This window comes from Leptothrix toolikensis (SeqCode), from assembly GCF_057922285.1.
Genome location: NZ_JBYSVC010000027.1, coordinates 1 through 15068, shown reverse-complemented (window position 1 = coordinate 15068; position 15068 = coordinate 1). Strand labels below are relative to the sequence as shown.

Annotated in this window: 11 protein-coding genes; 8 read left to right on the top strand and 3 right to left on the bottom strand. The window is 64.1% G+C overall.

Features of this window, described 5'->3' with window-relative positions:
* Window positions 1-4 precede the first annotated feature (4 nt).
* Complete coding sequence (locus AC3VI7_RS06005; protein ID WP_489669061.1) at window positions 5-847, top strand: SapC family protein; 843 nt, start codon at window positions 5-7, stop codon at window positions 845-847.
* Here AC3VI7_RS06005 and ygfZ read toward each other — a convergent pair.
* Window positions 838-1749, bottom strand: a complete 912-nt coding sequence (ygfZ, locus tag AC3VI7_RS06000; protein ID WP_489669060.1) for a CAF17-like 4Fe-4S cluster assembly/insertion protein YgfZ — start codon at window positions 1747-1749, stop codon at window positions 838-840. The genes AC3VI7_RS06005 and ygfZ overlap by 10 nt on opposite strands.
* Window positions 1750-1791: 42 nt before the next feature.
* Between ygfZ and mltG the strand changes: the two genes are divergently transcribed.
* Genes mltG through AC3VI7_RS05975 form a run of 5 tightly spaced genes read left to right on the top strand, consistent with a single transcriptional unit; the run spans window position 1792 to window position 5734 of the window.
* A complete protein-coding gene (mltG, locus tag AC3VI7_RS05995) occupies window positions 1792-2838 on the top strand; it encodes an endolytic transglycosylase MltG (RefSeq protein ID WP_489671251.1) in 1047 nt (348 codons plus the stop codon).
* Window positions 2835-3479 carry a dTMP kinase gene (gene tmk / locus AC3VI7_RS05990; RefSeq protein WP_489669058.1) on the top strand — a complete coding sequence of 215 codons (645 nt, stop codon included), beginning with the start codon at window positions 2835-2837 and terminating at the stop codon, window positions 3477-3479. The genes mltG and tmk overlap by 4 nt, the downstream gene beginning before the upstream one ends.
* A complete protein-coding gene (locus AC3VI7_RS05985) occupies window positions 3473-4528 on the top strand; it encodes a DNA polymerase III subunit delta' (RefSeq protein ID WP_489669057.1) in 1056 nt (351 codons plus the stop codon). The genes tmk and AC3VI7_RS05985 overlap by 7 nt, the downstream gene beginning before the upstream one ends.
* Window positions 4525-4917 carry a PilZ domain-containing protein gene (locus tag AC3VI7_RS05980; protein ID WP_489669056.1) on the top strand — a complete coding sequence of 131 codons (393 nt, stop codon included), beginning with the start codon at window positions 4525-4527 and terminating at the stop codon, window positions 4915-4917. The genes AC3VI7_RS05985 and AC3VI7_RS05980 overlap by 4 nt, the downstream gene beginning before the upstream one ends.
* A gap of 31 nt (window positions 4918-4948) precedes the next feature.
* Window positions 4949-5734, top strand: coding sequence for a TatD family hydrolase (locus tag AC3VI7_RS05975; protein ID WP_489669055.1), 786 nt, complete (start codon window positions 4949-4951; stop codon window positions 5732-5734).
* Here AC3VI7_RS05975 and AC3VI7_RS05970 read toward each other — a convergent pair.
* Together AC3VI7_RS05970 and AC3VI7_RS05965 are read right to left on the bottom strand one after the other, a co-directional pair.
* Complete coding sequence (locus AC3VI7_RS05970; RefSeq protein ID WP_489671423.1) at window positions 5697-7847, bottom strand: S8 family serine peptidase; 2151 nt, start codon at window positions 7845-7847, stop codon at window positions 5697-5699. The genes AC3VI7_RS05975 and AC3VI7_RS05970 overlap by 38 nt on opposite strands.
* Complete coding sequence (locus AC3VI7_RS05965) at window positions 7847-8935, bottom strand: hypothetical protein (protein ID WP_489669053.1); 1089 nt, start codon at window positions 8933-8935, stop codon at window positions 7847-7849. The genes AC3VI7_RS05970 and AC3VI7_RS05965 overlap by 1 nt, the downstream gene beginning before the upstream one ends.
* 198 nt (window positions 8936-9133) lie before the next feature.
* On the opposite strand from AC3VI7_RS05965, the gene recC reads away from it, so the two are divergent.
* Together recC and AC3VI7_RS05955 are read left to right on the top strand one after the other, a co-directional pair.
* A complete protein-coding gene (recC, locus tag AC3VI7_RS05960; protein WP_489669052.1) occupies window positions 9134-12727 on the top strand; it encodes an exodeoxyribonuclease V subunit gamma in 3594 nt (1197 codons plus the stop codon).
* Window positions 12724-15068 (top strand): UvrD-helicase domain-containing protein (locus AC3VI7_RS05955; protein ID WP_489671422.1); only part of this gene is annotated, 2345 nt, incomplete at its 3' end. The genes recC and AC3VI7_RS05955, both read left to right, overlap by 4 nt.

Sequence of the window (15068 nt, the reverse complement as noted above, 5' to 3'; positions counted from 1 at the left end):
TGAGATGAATGCTTCTACAGATACCGTGAACAACGCAAACAACGTTCAAGCCCCTGGGCAGCAGCAGCCTGCTGCGGTCAAGAAGCCCTTGTCGGCGCTTTACAAGGATCTGGTCTTGCTGGATCGGCGCTTTCACACGGGTAAACGTGTCAAGCAAGTCAGCGACTGGAGCATGGCCCGTGGCATGAACGCGGTGTTTGCTTCGGTGGTTGAGTTCTATGACATCGCGCGTGAATATCCGATCGCTTTCATCGTGGTCGGCAAAACCGATCAAGGCCGGGCCTTGGTCTCACCTGTGGCACTGCTGGGTTTGCGTGATCTGGAAAATGCCTACGTGGGCCCGCAAGGCCAATGGAATGCGCGCTACATCCCGGCTTTCCTGCGTCGTTATCCCTTTGCTTTTGTCGAAACCGAAGACAAGCAGCTGGGTGTGGGCATCGACGCCGCTTGGTCCGGTCTGAATGACACCGAAGGTGAGTTGCTGATCGACGAGAAGGGCGAGTCCACGCCGTTCCTCCAGCAAGTCTTGACCTTCTTGGACCGCTTCGAACAAGACGTGCATCGCACGCGCATTCTGTGCGACAAGTTGGTCGAGCTGAACTTGCTGCGCGCTGGCGAAATCGGGGGTCAGTTGGCCAACGGTGAAGCCGTCAAAGCGACCGGCTTGTTCCTGATCGACGAGCAAAAGCTGCGCGATTTGCCCGACGCCACCGTGCTTGAGCTGCACCGCAACGGCATGCTGGGCCTGATCAACGCCCATCTGTTGTCGGTCGGCCAAGTGTCGCAACTGGCCCAACGCATGCCGCTGATCCCCCCGAAGGCTCCGGTGCAGGCCCCTCAGGCCTGAGGGGCGATCAAACGAATCTTTAGTCCTGTGCTGAGATCAAGATGCAGCGAACCGACCTCGGTGGCCGCACTCTTGATCTCGGCCAGGGCCGCAAAGTGGCCCCGTTCCTGCGGATGGGCCGCTACGCACACGATTTGACCCGCAGGTTGATCGGGGTCTTCGCTGCTGAACAAGGGTTGTCCAACCTTCAGCGTTGTGTCGGCCTCGATCACATAGGCGCGGCGTTTGACCTTGCCGAGGTAATGCGTGCGGGCGACGATTTCTTGGCCTGGGTAGCAGCCTTTCTTGAAGTCCACGCCACCGACTTGGTCGTAGTTGAGCATCTGCGGCACGAACAGCCCCGAGGTGGCGGCCGTGACTGGGGCCACACCGCTGTGGACTTCGAGCCAAGCCCACAAGGCGGGATCCAGGGTTTGCGCCTCCGGGGTATCTGGGGTATGGGGGGTGCGCGTCAGCCACAACCCCCGGGCCTGACCCAAGGCATCGGGCAGTCGAACGGCGACGCCATCGTCTTGCCCTTGGCTGGCCCAAGTCGTCGCCAAGCCCTGCGGCGGGGCAGCTTCCGTTGGGCTGACCCAGCCCAACACGTGGATATCCGTGGCGTGTTGCAGCGTGACTTTCGAGCGCAGCACAAACATCGACAGGCGTTTTTGCACGCTGGCCAGCACATCAGCGGGGCAAGCCAGCCAGATGTCGTCCGGATGGGCCAGCACACCGATGAAGCTGGCCAACATGCGTCCCTGTGGGGTGCAATACGCCCCCAAACGTGCTTGGGTGGCCGAGAGGCGTTTGAAGTCGGTGCTGAGTTGGCTGTGCAAAAAGGTGGCGGCATCGCTGCCTTGGACGCGCAGGACCGCCCAATCGGGCAAAGAACACAGGGCCGCAGAGGAGGGAATCGACATGGTGTGGAGCGTGGAGGTGAACACTGAATGGAGAAGATTGCCATGAAACGAAGTGGGCAACGCGGTCGGCGCAAGGTGCTGCGGTTTTTGGGTGGGTTGGCTTTGCTCCTGACGGTTGGGTTGGCGGTGTTGATGATCGGTGTGGGGCTGTGGCTGCATCAACCCTTGGCCTTGAAGAAGACCCCGGTCGAATTGGACATTGAACTTGGGCAATCGCCCCATGAGGTGGCCAAGGCCTGGGTCGATGCGGGTGTGCAGGTGTCGCCGTGGCTGTTGTACCAGTGGTTTCGTTGGTCAGGTGAATCGCGCAAGATCCGCGCGGGCAGCTACGAGCTGAGTGAGCCGGTGACGCCCAAGCAGTTGCTGAATCGACTGGTGGCCGGTGAGCAGAGTTTCGAGCGGGTGCGCTTGATCGAGGGCTGGACGTTCCGGCAGATGCGTGCCGCCTTGGCGCAGGCACCGGGCTTGCGTCAAGACACAGCGGGCCTGAGCCCGGACAAGCTCATGGCCGCCATTGGAGCCTCAGGCATTCCGCCTGAAGGCCGCTTCTTTCCCGATACCTACGCCTATACCAAAGGCAGCAGCGATCTGAAGATCTACGACCGCGCCTATCGGGCCATGAGTCGTCAGCTTGAGCGCGCTTGGGCCTTGCGCACCGATCAGACCTCCGCCTTGTTGGTGCATCCGGATGACGTGCTCAAGCTCGCTTCCATCGTTGAAAAAGAAACCGCCCGGGCCGAGGACCGCGCGCTGATCGCTGGGGTTTTTGTCAATCGGCTGCGCAAAGGCATGCCGCTGCAAACCGACCCGACCGTGATCTATGGCTTGGGGGAGCGCTTCGACGGCAACCTGCGCCGCAGTGACTTGAAGCGCGACGGCCCCTTCAACACCTACACCCGCACGGGCCTGCCGCCCACCCCGATTGCCTTGCCGGGCCGGGATGCTTTGCATGCGGCTGTGCAGCCAGCGGCGACCCCAGCGATTTACTTTGTGGCGCGGGGCGATGGCACCAGTCAGTTCAGCGAGACCTTGGACGAACACAATCGCGCCGTGAATCGGTTTCAACGCAACAGGAGCAGTGGTCCATGACACGATCCGGAGTCAAGGCGGCATCAGGCCCGCAAGGGTGTTTGGTGACGGTTGAAGGCATTGATGGTGCCGGCAAAAGCAGCCACATCGAAGCGATCGCCCAGCGTTGGCGCGATCAAGGCCTGGACGTGGTTTGTACCCGCGAGCCCGGCGGCACACCGCTGGCTGAGACCTTGCGCGCAGCCGTCTTGCACCAACCCATGGACGCCCTGACTGAAGCTTTGCTGGTCTTTGCCGCGCGGCGCGACCATCTCGTGCAAGTCATTGAGCCGGCCTTGGCACGCGCTGCGGTGGTGCTGTGTGATCGTTTCACCGATGCCACCTTTGCCTATCAAGGCGCAGGTCGCGGCTTTGATACTGCGGTGCTGACGCAGTTGGCGGCTTGGGTGCAGCAGGGCCGCGAGCCGGATCTGACGTTGTGGTTCGACCTGCCGCCCGAAATCGCCGCCGCACGCCGCGCAGCAGCGCGCACACCGGATCGTTTTGAGAGCGAAGCGCTCGATTTCTTCACCCGGGTGGCCGGGGGCTATCGGGCTCGCTTTGCTGCCACGCCGCAGCGGGTGTTGCGCCTCGATGCCACCGTGAGCTTGGATGACGTGCGGGCACAGATCATCACGTCGCTGGAGCAGCGCGGATGGTAGCCCTCACTGACTTGGAACCCTGCCGGCCGCTGCCGTGGTTGGCCTCTTCGTTACAGCAAGCCCTGAACAGCGCTCACCACAGCCATGCCTTGTTGATCCATGGCCCTTCGGGGGCGGGCTCCTTCGGTTTTGCCCTTGCCTTGGCGGCCGCTTGGTTGTGTGAGCACCCTGGGCCGGATCAGACCGCTTGCGGTCATTGCGCGAGCTGCCGTTTGCTGGCGGCGCGCACCCATCCTGATCTGCACCTGATCGTGCCCGAGACCCTGCGCGCCGAAGCCGGCCTGTCGGTCGAGGCCCACGAGGGCGATGACGCCCGCAAACGCAAACCCAGCCGGGAGATCCGGGTCGAACAAATTCGGGCGGCCCTCGACTTTTGTACGTTAACGGCCAGCCGAGGCTCGACCAAGGTCGTGCTGATTCATCCCGCTGAACAGATCAACGCCATCGGGGCCAACGCGTTGCTCAAGACACTCGAAGAGCCGCCCCAAGGCGTGCGTTTCGTGCTCTCCTGCGGGGCCTCAACCGAGGCCTTGCTGCCGACTTTGCGCAGCCGCTGCCAATCGCATCGTTTGCCACTGCCCGCTAGAGAGACTGCGTTGAGTTGGCTCAAAGACCAAGGCGTGCAAGAAGGCGAAGTGGTGCTGGACGCCAGCGGCGGCGAGCCCTTGCGGGCGCTGGCCTTGGTGCGCTCCGGGCTCGACGGGGCTGCTTGGCGGGCCTTGCCAGACCGCATCGCCCGGGGCGACGCCAGCGCCTTGGCCGAGTGGCCCTTGCCGGTCTTGCTCGACGCCTTGCAGAAGTACTGTCACGACCAGATGCTGTACTCGATTGGCTGTGCGCCGCGCTACTTCAGCACCTGTGGGCTCAACAAGGGTGCGGCCCCGGTGCGGTCGGCCTTGATGGCCTTGACGCGCTGGGCCATCGAGTTGCGCGAGTTGGCTCAGGACGTGGATCACCCTTGGCACGCTGCGCTCAGTTGTGAGGCGTTGGTGTCGCATGCACAAGGTGTTTTGCGTGAGGCTGGGGGCTCGATACACTCACGCCCATGAGTGAACTCACCACCCCACGCCCCAATCTCACCGCTGCCGTCGCCCCTCCGGCGCGCTCCGGATTGATCCAACTGAACTTCAAGGAAAAAGGCGCGCTTTACGCCGCCTACATCGCCTTCTTTGAAGACGGCGGCATCTTTTTCTCAACCAACCGCGACTACAAGTTGGGCGAGGATGTCTACCTGCTCATGACGCTGCCGGATGATCCGCAGCGCTACACAGTGCATTGCCGTGTGGCTTGGTTGACGCCGCCCAATGCGCCGGGTGGCCGCACACCGGGGGTGGGCGTGCGTTTTTCCAACGATGAAAAGGCCCGCATCCTGCGCATCCGCATCGAGGAGCTGCTGGGCACCGCCATTCAGTCCGGCAAGCCGACCCAGACCATTTAAGCCTCTAAGCCTTTAAGCCGCGACCGCCCCCATGTACGTTGATTCGCATTGCCACCTGAATTTTCCTGAACTGCTGGCGCAGTGGCCCCAGATCCGCACGCAGATGCAAGCGGCCGATGTGCAGCGCGCCATCTGCATCGGCACCTCGCTCGAAGCCTTTGACGCGCTGCATGCCTTGGTGGTGAGCGAGCCCGGCTTGCTCTGGGCCACGGTGGGTGTTCATCCCGACAACGACGATGCGCGTGAGCCGAGTTTTGATGAGCTGGTGGAGCGCGCAGGCCGTGAGCGGGTGGTGGCTATCGGTGAAACCGGCCTTGATTACTACCGCTTGAACGGTCGCAGCGTGGCCGACATGGCCTGGCAGCGCGAGCGCTTTCGCACCCACATCAGGGCAGCGCGCGCGGTGCATAAGCCTTTGGTGGTGCATACGCGCCAATCGGCCCCAGACACCTTGCAAATTTTGCGAGACGAGCAAGCCAGCGAGGTGGGCGGGGTGATGCACTGCTTTACCGAGACGCTGGACGTGGCCCTTGCCGCGCTGGACCTGGGTTTTTACATCTCGTTTTCCGGCATCTTGACCTTCCGCAATGCCGCTGACTTGCGCGAAGTCGCCAAGGCCGTGCCGCTGGAGCGCTGCTTGATCGAAACCGACAGCCCCTATCTGGCACCTGCACCGCACCGGGGCAAGCTCAACACGCCAGCGCTGGTGCCTTTGGTGGCAGCTGAGCTGGCGCGCATCAAAGGGTTGTCGGTGGAGGAAGTCGCTGAAGCGACGGCCCTCAACGCCGCTCGGCTGTTTGGTCTCGACGCCGTTTAAGGTGGCCGATCACGCCCAACCCCAGCCCCAGCAGGGCCAAGGTCCCCATATCCAGGGCCATACCACTTGATGAGGATGGGGCGGGGGTGGGCGTTGTTGAGGGTGGGGTCGTGGTGCCACCCCCAGTGGTGCCGCCTGTGCCCCCACCTGACACGCTCGCCACGTTGCTGACGGTGATCGTTTCTTGGGTCTGGGCCAAGGGGATGCTGCATGCGCTATCGGCACAGGTTTTCAGCGTCAACACAAAGCTGCCGGGTGCCCACAAGTGAATCGTGGCGTTGGCGGTGTTGGTGGGCGATTGCAAACTTGCTGCCGGGTTGAGATTCATCGTCCACTGATAGCCCCCGACGGCCACGTTGCTGGCGATACCGCTGGCGCTGGCGCGGAAGGCTGAGCCCCGCACTTGGATCTGGCTGTTGTAGTTCAGCGTGGCCGGGATGTTGTCGATCTGCGCAAACACCAACCCGCTTTGCAAAGCCCCCAAGGCTTGGCCGACATCCAGCATCCCTGCGCCACAGGTGTCGCTGGTGCAATGGCAACTGGGTTGTGCCGCAGGGGTGATGGCCCCCGGCGCTGGCGGCACGACACAGATGCCCACGGCGGGTGTGGTCGCTGTCGCTGGGAAGGTGCGGCTGGTGCCTTGCAAGATGCGCTTGACCTGATCCGGGGTGAGCGCTGGGTTGACCGCTAGCAGCAGCGCGGCCGCCCCCGCCACCATCGGCGCAGAAAAGCTGGTGCCTTCGCTGACGTTCTTGATCAACGTGCCGTCGCTGGTGAAGTACGAGGCCCATTGGACCGCCGTGGGGTTCGCGGCATACGCCGCTGGGGTGGTGGCCCCAGGGTTGGTGGCGCTCAGGAGTGGATAGCCGCAAGGGGCGGTGTTGCCAGGGCAGTCGCCCATCGGGGTGGAGAGCGTGACTTGTTGGCCCAAACTGGACCAGTCACCTTTGGTGCCACTGTGGTCCAGCCCACCCACGGCGATCACGCCGGGGCAGTTAGCCGGCGAATTGACCGCCATGCCATCGTTGCCCGCCGAGGCCACGACCACCACGCCCCGAGGCAAGGCCCGCACTTCGGCAATGGCTTGGCTATAGGCACTACCGCACAGCCCCGGGCCGCCGAGACTCAGGTTGATGATCTGTGCGGGCGTGGGGTTGATGGGCAAAGCGGTGGCGGTCACGGGGTCGGTGACCGCCAAGCCCGCTGCCCAACGCATCGCCGCGATGATGTCCGAGTCCCAGCCGCCGCATTTGCCCAGCACGCGCATGGGCAAGATGCGCACGTTTTGGCCGACGCTGGCCATGCCTGAGGCGTTGTTGGTGGCCGCGCCGATCAGGCTGGCCACTTGGGTGCCGTGCCACGTGCTGTTGGCCACATAGGTGGCATCCATGCCCCAGCAGGGTTGGCTGTTGTTTTGGTTATGCGCGTTGATGTCGGCCAAGGTCAGCCAGTCGCCGGCGTCGGTGGGGTCGGCATCCCAGCCCGTGCCGTCGCCAGCGATGAAAGTGTCGGAGATGAAATCGCGCCCTTGGACCAGCTTGTTCAGAAAATCAGGGTGGTTACTGACGATGCCGGAGTCGAGCACGGCCACCACCACGTTGGCGCTGCCGGTGCTCAAAGTCCAAGCCGCTTCGGCATTGATGGCGGCCAAGGCCGGAGCCACCGGAGCGCGCAAATACCACTGGCCTTTGGCCGGGACACCGGCCAGCGTTTGGCCGTTGGCGTAGAAGCTGTCGTTGGGCACGGCATGGGCGTGGCGGCGCTGATCGGGCTCGGCGTATTCGACTTGCGGATCAGCGGCCAATTCACGCGCCAACGTTGAGCTGTCTACGCCTTGGGCATGGATCACTTGCGTCTGGGGCGCGATGGTGGCCCCGTCGATCAGGCCTCGACCGATACGCTGACCCAACGCGCTCGCACGGCCTGCCACCGGGCTGGGCTGGGCGGTAGCTGGGTTCGGGCTGCTGCGGTATTTGACGATTACCCGAGCACTGAGTCCACCGAGGTGAGACGTGTTGCTCGTCTGACTTTGGGCCTGAAGCGGCAGGACCGGACTTAGCGCAACGGTGCTGGTGGCGACGAGCAAGCGGATCCAACGGGCGGACGGGTTCATCATGGTGCGGCACAGGGGGTACTGAGCAAGGACGGCGAAGTGTATGACGCATTCCACAAATACCCCTGATTTGAGTGGTTCAAATGTGTATCAAAGGCCAGGTTGGCATGGTTCTTGATTTTCAAGACATCATCGGCGTCGATCTGAAGGGCAAAACGCTGCCAGTGCAGTAAGACGTCCGCATGCCGCCAGGTGTCCTCAATGGCCCAGCGCCACAGCAGCGGTTGTTCCGGGCGAGCGGCATGCAAAAGACGCTGCACAAAAAGATCCAAAAAACGGCGCAAGGCGCGGTAGGGCTGAGGCCGATCCATCAAGACCTCGATTTGCTGGCGTCGCCGGCTCCAGCCTGGGCTGAGCCATTGCACGCTCAGCAGCGCTTGTAGATCTTGGACCGGATTGATGCTCTGCAACTGGTGGGGCGGTAGCACCAACAGGGGCAGGCCGGCAGCTTGAGCGTGTTGCAAGGGGGTGACCAGCGACAGCACCACGCCAAGACGGGCCCACTGCGCACCATGCAAACCATGAACCAAGATCTTGGCCCGTTGGGGATCTTTGGCTTTTTTAATGTCTTGGACGATGGTCAAGGCGTGTCGGAGGCGTTGCTTGGTGGGGGTTGGAAGAGCGGCCAAGGCGTCGGCAGCATTGCGGCCCAGCACCATCACGTTGCTGCCTGACCAAGGTAGTTCGGGGTTGACGCGCACGATCTGAGCGTCGTGGGCGGTTGTTTCTTGCGGCTGGGTGTCGAGCCCCCGGAGGGCGCAGCGGGTGATCGGGCAGTAGCCTGAGCCTTCCGGGTGGAGTCGGGGGGTGATCTGCGCCAATCTATCTGGGGTCAAGGTGGAGAGATCGACGCTTTCACCGCGCAGCCAAGCCGCGAGGCGCAGGCGCAACCAGTGATGCACGGCGGGCGAAACCCGCAGGGTGCGTTGGTGATGCTGCTGATGCACCGGCAGCCCACGGGCCCAACCCTCGCAGACCGGGTGCCCCGGCACTCGATGGCAGGCGGGGGGTGCTAGGCCGTAGCGGGCGTAGTCCCGGCCCAGCTCAAAACCGAGCTCGGGGGTGCTGAACATGGGGTGATCTGACATGGCGAGGCCTCTTCTGCATTTCTTGGAATGCCGTCAACCTACCCCCTAGATCGGGGAGCGCTGTGCGTATCTGTCGCGCGCCATCGACCCAACGCTCCAAATGTGTGGTCGTTCACAGGGTGTGACATCCAAGGCCGAACCAAGTGATGCACCGATCCCACAGGAGCAGCGGATGCAGCGCAGGTACGATGCCGCCGCATGACGACGATCCCCTCTATCCAGCCCAGCATCCAGCCCGGCTGGATCGCCTTGCATGGCAACCGGCTGGAGTGGCTGCGCGATGCGGTGCTGGCTTGGCTGGCCGCGCATCCTTTGGCTCCGCTGGAAGAAGAAGTTTTTCTGGTGCAAAGCAACGGCATGGCCGAGTGGCTCAAGCGCGGCTTGGCGGAACACACGGGGGTGTGCGCGGCCACGCGGGTCGAGTTGCCGGCGCGCTTTCTGTGGCGCAGCTATCGGGCGGTACTGGGCGCGGTGCCGACGCGCTCGCCGCTCGACAAAGGGCCGATGACGTGGCGCTTGATGCGCTGCTTGGGTACCGAGATGCTGGAAGAACCCGCTTTTGAAGCCCTGCGGGCTTTTTTGCGGGTAGCCGATGTCGATCAAGGTTTGCGCCGTTTTCAGTTGGCCGAGCGGCTGGCGGATCTCTACGACCAGTACCAGATCTATCGGCCCGATTGGCTCCATGCGTGGTTGGCGGGGAACGGTGAGATCGTCTTGGACGGCGGCTTGCCTTGTCCGCCCGATCAGCGCTGGCAAGTGCTGCTGTGGCAGCGCTTGGTGGCGGAGCTTGATCCCGAAGGCCCCAACGGTCGCCAAGCCTTGCGGCCCGAGGTGCATGCGCGTTTTTTGCAGCATTCGCAGCTCCAGCCTCTTTCGCATCTACCGCAGCTTCCCCGGCGCGTGGTCTTGTTTGGCGTTTCGCACTTGCCTTTGCAGGTGATCGAGGCCTTGGCGGCCTTGGCCGGTTCGGTGCAAGTGGTGTTGGCGCTGCCCAATCCTTGCCAATACCACTGGGCCGACATCATCGAAGGGCGCGAATTGCTGGCCCATGTGCGCCGGCAGCAGCGCCAGCGCCCCGGTTTTGATCCGGCGGCCCTGTCGCTTGAAGCGGCGCACGCTCAGTCGCATCCGCTGTTGGCGGCGTGGGGCCGCCAAGGGCGCGATTTCATCCGCTTGCTCGATGCGTTCGAAGAACGCCACGGTGCGTTGCCCCGGGTCGATTTGTTTGACGCTGATCTGCCCACCCGGTTGCTCGGTCAAGTGCAAGCCGCCATTCGAGACTTGCTGCCGTTGGCCGAACACGCTGAGCGGATGGCGATGGCGATGGTTGAGACCGATGTCGAGGTCGATGACGACTCCATCGTTTGCCACATCTGCCACAGCCCGCAGCGCGAAGTCGAGGTGTTGCACGACGCCTTGCTGCGCTTGTTCAAGGCGGCGGAGGGTGATCCCACAGGCCTGCGGCCGCGTGATGTGGTGGTGATGGTGCCGGACATTGCGCCGTATGTGCCGGTGATCCGGGCGGTGTTTGGCCAGTACCGCTCGGCCTCGCGCCCTGATCCACGCTTCATCCCGTTTGAAATCGCTGACTTGGGCGCGCACGGCGAGCCGCCGATGTTGCTGGCGCTGACGTGGTTGCTGCGTCAGCCGCAACGTCACAGCGTGAGCGAGATCGAGGATTTGCTCGACGTCGCCCCCTTGGCGGCGCGCTTTGGCCTCCGTGCTGAGGAACGGCCTTTGCTTGGGCGCTGGTTGCGTCAGGCGGGGGTGCGCTGGGGGTTGTCGGCCCCGCAGCGCGAGCAACTGGGTCTGGACGCGTGTGGGGCCATCAACACGTGGCTTTTTGGTTTGCAGCGCATGTTGCTGGGTTATGCCAGTGGGGCCAGTCCGGCCTTTGCCGGTATCGAGCCTTATGCCGACGTGGCGGGGCTGGACGCGGCCTTGGCAGGCGCCTTGGCCGAGCTGATCCAAGCCTTGATCGACTGGAGCACTTTGGCCGCCCAACCCGCCGCACCCCGTGTCTGGGCCGAGCGCGCCCGCGCCTTGGTGCGCGCCTTCTTTGCTCCCCAAGACGAAGCTGAACGCTTGCTGGTGGTGGCCCTTGATGAAAGTCTGGAGCGCTGGCTGCAAGCCTGCGAGGAAGCGGGTTTCACCGAACCCATCTCGGTGGCGGTGCTGCGCTCCGCGTGGCTGGGCGGGCTGCATCCACCCGACTTGGGCCAGCGCTTTATCGGCGGTGGGGTGACTTTTTGCACCTTGATGCCGATGCGCGCCATCCCTTTTGAGATGGTCTGTCTGTTGGGCATGAACGAGGGCGATTACCCGCGACGCGCTCCAGCGAGTGATTTCGATCTGATGGCCTTGGCCGGGCAGCGCCGCGCCGGCGACCGGGCGCGGCGCGACGACGACCGCACCTTGATGCTCGAAGCGCTTTTGGCGGCCCGGCGCACCTTTTACCTGAGCTGGGTGGGGCGCAGCCCGCGCGATCAAAGCGCGCAGCCGCCTTCGGTCTTGGTGGCGCAGTTGCGCGATTACCTCGCCGCTGGCTGGTCGCCAGAACGGGTCGAGCGCCTGACGCACGAGCACCCGATGCAGCCCTTCAGTCGGCGTTATTTTGAAGCGCATGTTGGGCCACCCTTTGAAACCTACGCCCGCGAGTGGCGCAGCGCCCATGAAGACGCTGCTGCGCTGCAACCTCTACCGGAACATCCAGCGCAGCGCTTGGCGACGCCGCCCGCCTTGGGGGCGAACGCTGCGCTGGAGCTATCGATGCTCAGTCGCTTCCTGAGCCACCCGGCTCGGTCGTACTTTCGCCATCGGCTAGGGGTCGATCTGGGCTGGGAGGACGAAGACGACTTGGACCAAGAACCCTTCCCGGTCGATGGCCGTGACGGGGCCAAGCGCATGCGCTTGCTCTGGGCCACCGAGCCGCTGGCGTCGCTGGCGGCTTGGCCGGTCGAGGAGGATGAGCGCCGCCTTCGCCAAGCGATGCATGACAGCGCCTCAGCCTTGGTGCGCAGCGGCGTGTTGCCGTTGGCGGGGCTGGGCGAGCATCTACGCCGCCAATTGATCGACGACGCCACGCCGATGCTCTTGACGTGGCGTCAGCTTTGCCAGCGCTGGTCGATGGCGGCACCGAAGCAGTTGTTGCACGCGGTCTTTGAGGGCCAACGAGGGGGGCAAGTGGGTGTCCAGGTGCTTGAAGACTGGTTGGATGGTTTGCACCTTGATCCCCACCAACCGCCCGATCAACCGCCCCATCCACCCGATGAGCGGGTGATGCTGGAGCGCGTGCCCAAGCGCTTGGCTGGCAAACCCACTAAGGCCGCGCCCTTGGGCTCGCCGCGTGTCGAGGTGTTGATCGGCGTGTGGGTGCGCATGCTCGCTGCCGCCGCCCAAGGTCTGGCGCTGCGCAGCGTGTTGGTGGGGCGGGATGTCTGGCTGGACGCCGCGCCGCTCGGGGCCGAGCAAGCGCAGGAGGCTTTGCACGCTTTGGTCGAAGCGTGGACGGTCAGCCAAACCGAACCCTTGCCGCTGCCGCTGCGCACCGCCGTGGCCGCCTTGCGTCAAGCCGACCCTGAAGCCTTGGATGTCGATAAGTTGCGCGCGGTCTACGACGATGAGCGCGACGCCTACTGGCTGCGCTGCTATCCCGAGCTCGACGATGTGCTGCTGGGCCTGCGCCGCCAACCATGGGCGCAGCGTTTGCTGGCACCGCTGCTGGCGTGGATCGAGGGCTCGGTGGTGGTGCATGCCCATGCTCAGCACCAGGATCAGGAGCTCCTTTCATGACCACCCTGGATGTGTTGCGCCTGCCGCTCGGCGGCAGCCGGTTGATCGAGGCCAGCGCCGGAACGGGCAAGACCTGGACCATCGCAGCGCTTTATCTGCGCTTGGTGCTGGGGCACCACGGTGAGGTTGAGTCGTCGCTTCGCGCCTTGCTCCCTGGCGACATCTTGGTCATGACCTTCACCCGCGCCGCCACCCGTGAGCTGTCGGATCGCATCCGCGCCAAGTTGGTCGAGGCGGCCCGTTGGTTCAGGGCGGATGACGTGCATGACGTGCAGGCGGTGGCCCCGGAGCCATTTTTGGCCGATCTACGCGCCGCGTACCCCGCAGGCCGGGCGCGTGAGCAAGCGGCTTTTCGGCTGGCGATGGCGGCTGAGTCGATGGATGACGCCGCCATCCACACCATCGACGCTTGGTGCCAACGCATGCTGCGCGAGCACGCCTTTGACAGCGGTCAGCTCTTTGACGAGACCTTGGAGAGCGACGAGAACGTCTGGCTCGATCAAGCGGTGCGCGATTACTGGCGGCGCGAGATCTATCCCTTGCGCCCGGTGGACGTGGCCCGGGTGTTGGCTGTTTGGCCGGGTCTGCCCGCCTGCGCCGACGACGTGCGTGCTTGGCTGGCCCGTTGGGCGCGCAAACCCCAAGAAACCCAAGAAACACCCGTGCAACCGTTCGGGCTCCGTGACCTTCTTGGTCAGCAAACCGAGCGCTTGAACGTCTTGAAAGCCGGTTGGGTCGAGCGCACGCAAAGCATGCGCGTTTGGCTCTTTGAGCGGCTGCATGCCAAAACCAACCCGTTCAACGGCGTCAAGCTGCGGATAGACACCGTGTCGGCGGTGCTGATGGCCTTGGAGCGCTGGGCGCTTGATGAGGCCGTGGATCGACCGGATTTCAGCCCGGAGGGCGCGCGTCAGAAGGGGCGAGAAGATCGTTTGCGGCCGCAAAACTTGTTGGACGCGCTCAAAAAAGGCCAAAGCGTCGATCTGCCGCCCGTCTTTGCCGAGTACGACGCGCTCTTGAGCACCTTGGCGCGTGAGCCGGATCTGCAAGCGCAGCTGGCGCTGCATGCCGCCAAGGGCGTGGCGGAGCGCATCGCGGCACTCAAGCGCCAGCAGGGCTGCTTTGGTTTTGCCGATTTGCTGGAGCGCCTGAATCACGCCTTGCTCGGCCCCCAAGGTGAGCGCTTGCGCCAGCGCATCGTCACGCAATTTCCGGCCGCGCTGATCGACGAGTTCCAAGACACCTCCAAGCGCCAGATGCAGCTTTTTGAGGGGCTGTACCGCCCAGCCAGCAACGATCCCAAAGTGGCTTTGCTGTTGATCGGTGACCCCAAACAGTCGATCTACGGTTTTCGCGGGGCCGATATCTACAGCTATTTGCAGGCCCGCCAAGCCACCGCGCCGCGCCATCACGCCTTGGGTGTGAACCACCGCTCAGCCACAGCCTTGGTGCAGGCGGTGAACCAGTTGTTCGAGCGCGCCGAAACGCGCAATCCCGGCGGGGCCTTTGCTTTGGTGGATCGCCAAGGCCTACCCGGCCTGCCCTTTGAAGCGGTGCAAGCCAAAGGCCGTGCCGAGCGTTGGGTGACGGGGCCCGAGCGTTTGCCGGCACCCGCTTTGAGCATCCATGCAGAAACGCGCGCCTGGAAAGCGGCTGAAGCCTTGCGCCGAGGCGCAGCGCACTGTGCCGAAGCCATCGTGGCCCGGCTCGCCGACCCGGATGCCGGGTTCATGGGGGTGGATGAGGGTCGCCCTTGGGTTCGCTTGGTGCCGCGTGACATCGCGGTGCTGGTCCGCAGTCGGCGTGAGGCCGACGCGGTGCGCCAAGCCTTGCAACGGCGCGGGGTGGCTTCGGTGTACCTCTCGGACCAAAACAGCGTGTTTGCCAGCCCGCAAGCGGCTGACTTGTTGCTCTGGCTGCGGGCTGTGGCCTCGCCCTTGGATCAACGCTTGGCGCGGGCAGCGTTGGCCGGCGGCACTTTTGGCTTGCCCTTGGCCGAGCTGGCGCGCCAAGTGCAAGACGACGCGGCGTGGGATGCTTCGCTGGCTTTGCTGCGGCAGTTGCACGGCGTCTGGCAACGCCAAGGGGTGCTGGCGCTGGTGCGTCAAACCTTGCATGGGCGCGGCCTGCCGGCCCAGTGGCTGGCGCAAAGCGCGGGGGAACGCCGCCTGACCAACGTGCTGCATCTGGCCGAATTGCTCCAAGCGGCCAGCCAAAAGCTTGACGGTGGGCCCGCCTTGCTGCGCTGGTTCAGCGATCAGATCGCCGAGCCAGAAGGCGGGCGTGACGAGCAAATCGTGCGGCTAGAAAGCGAAGCCGATCTGGTCCAAGTGGTGACGGT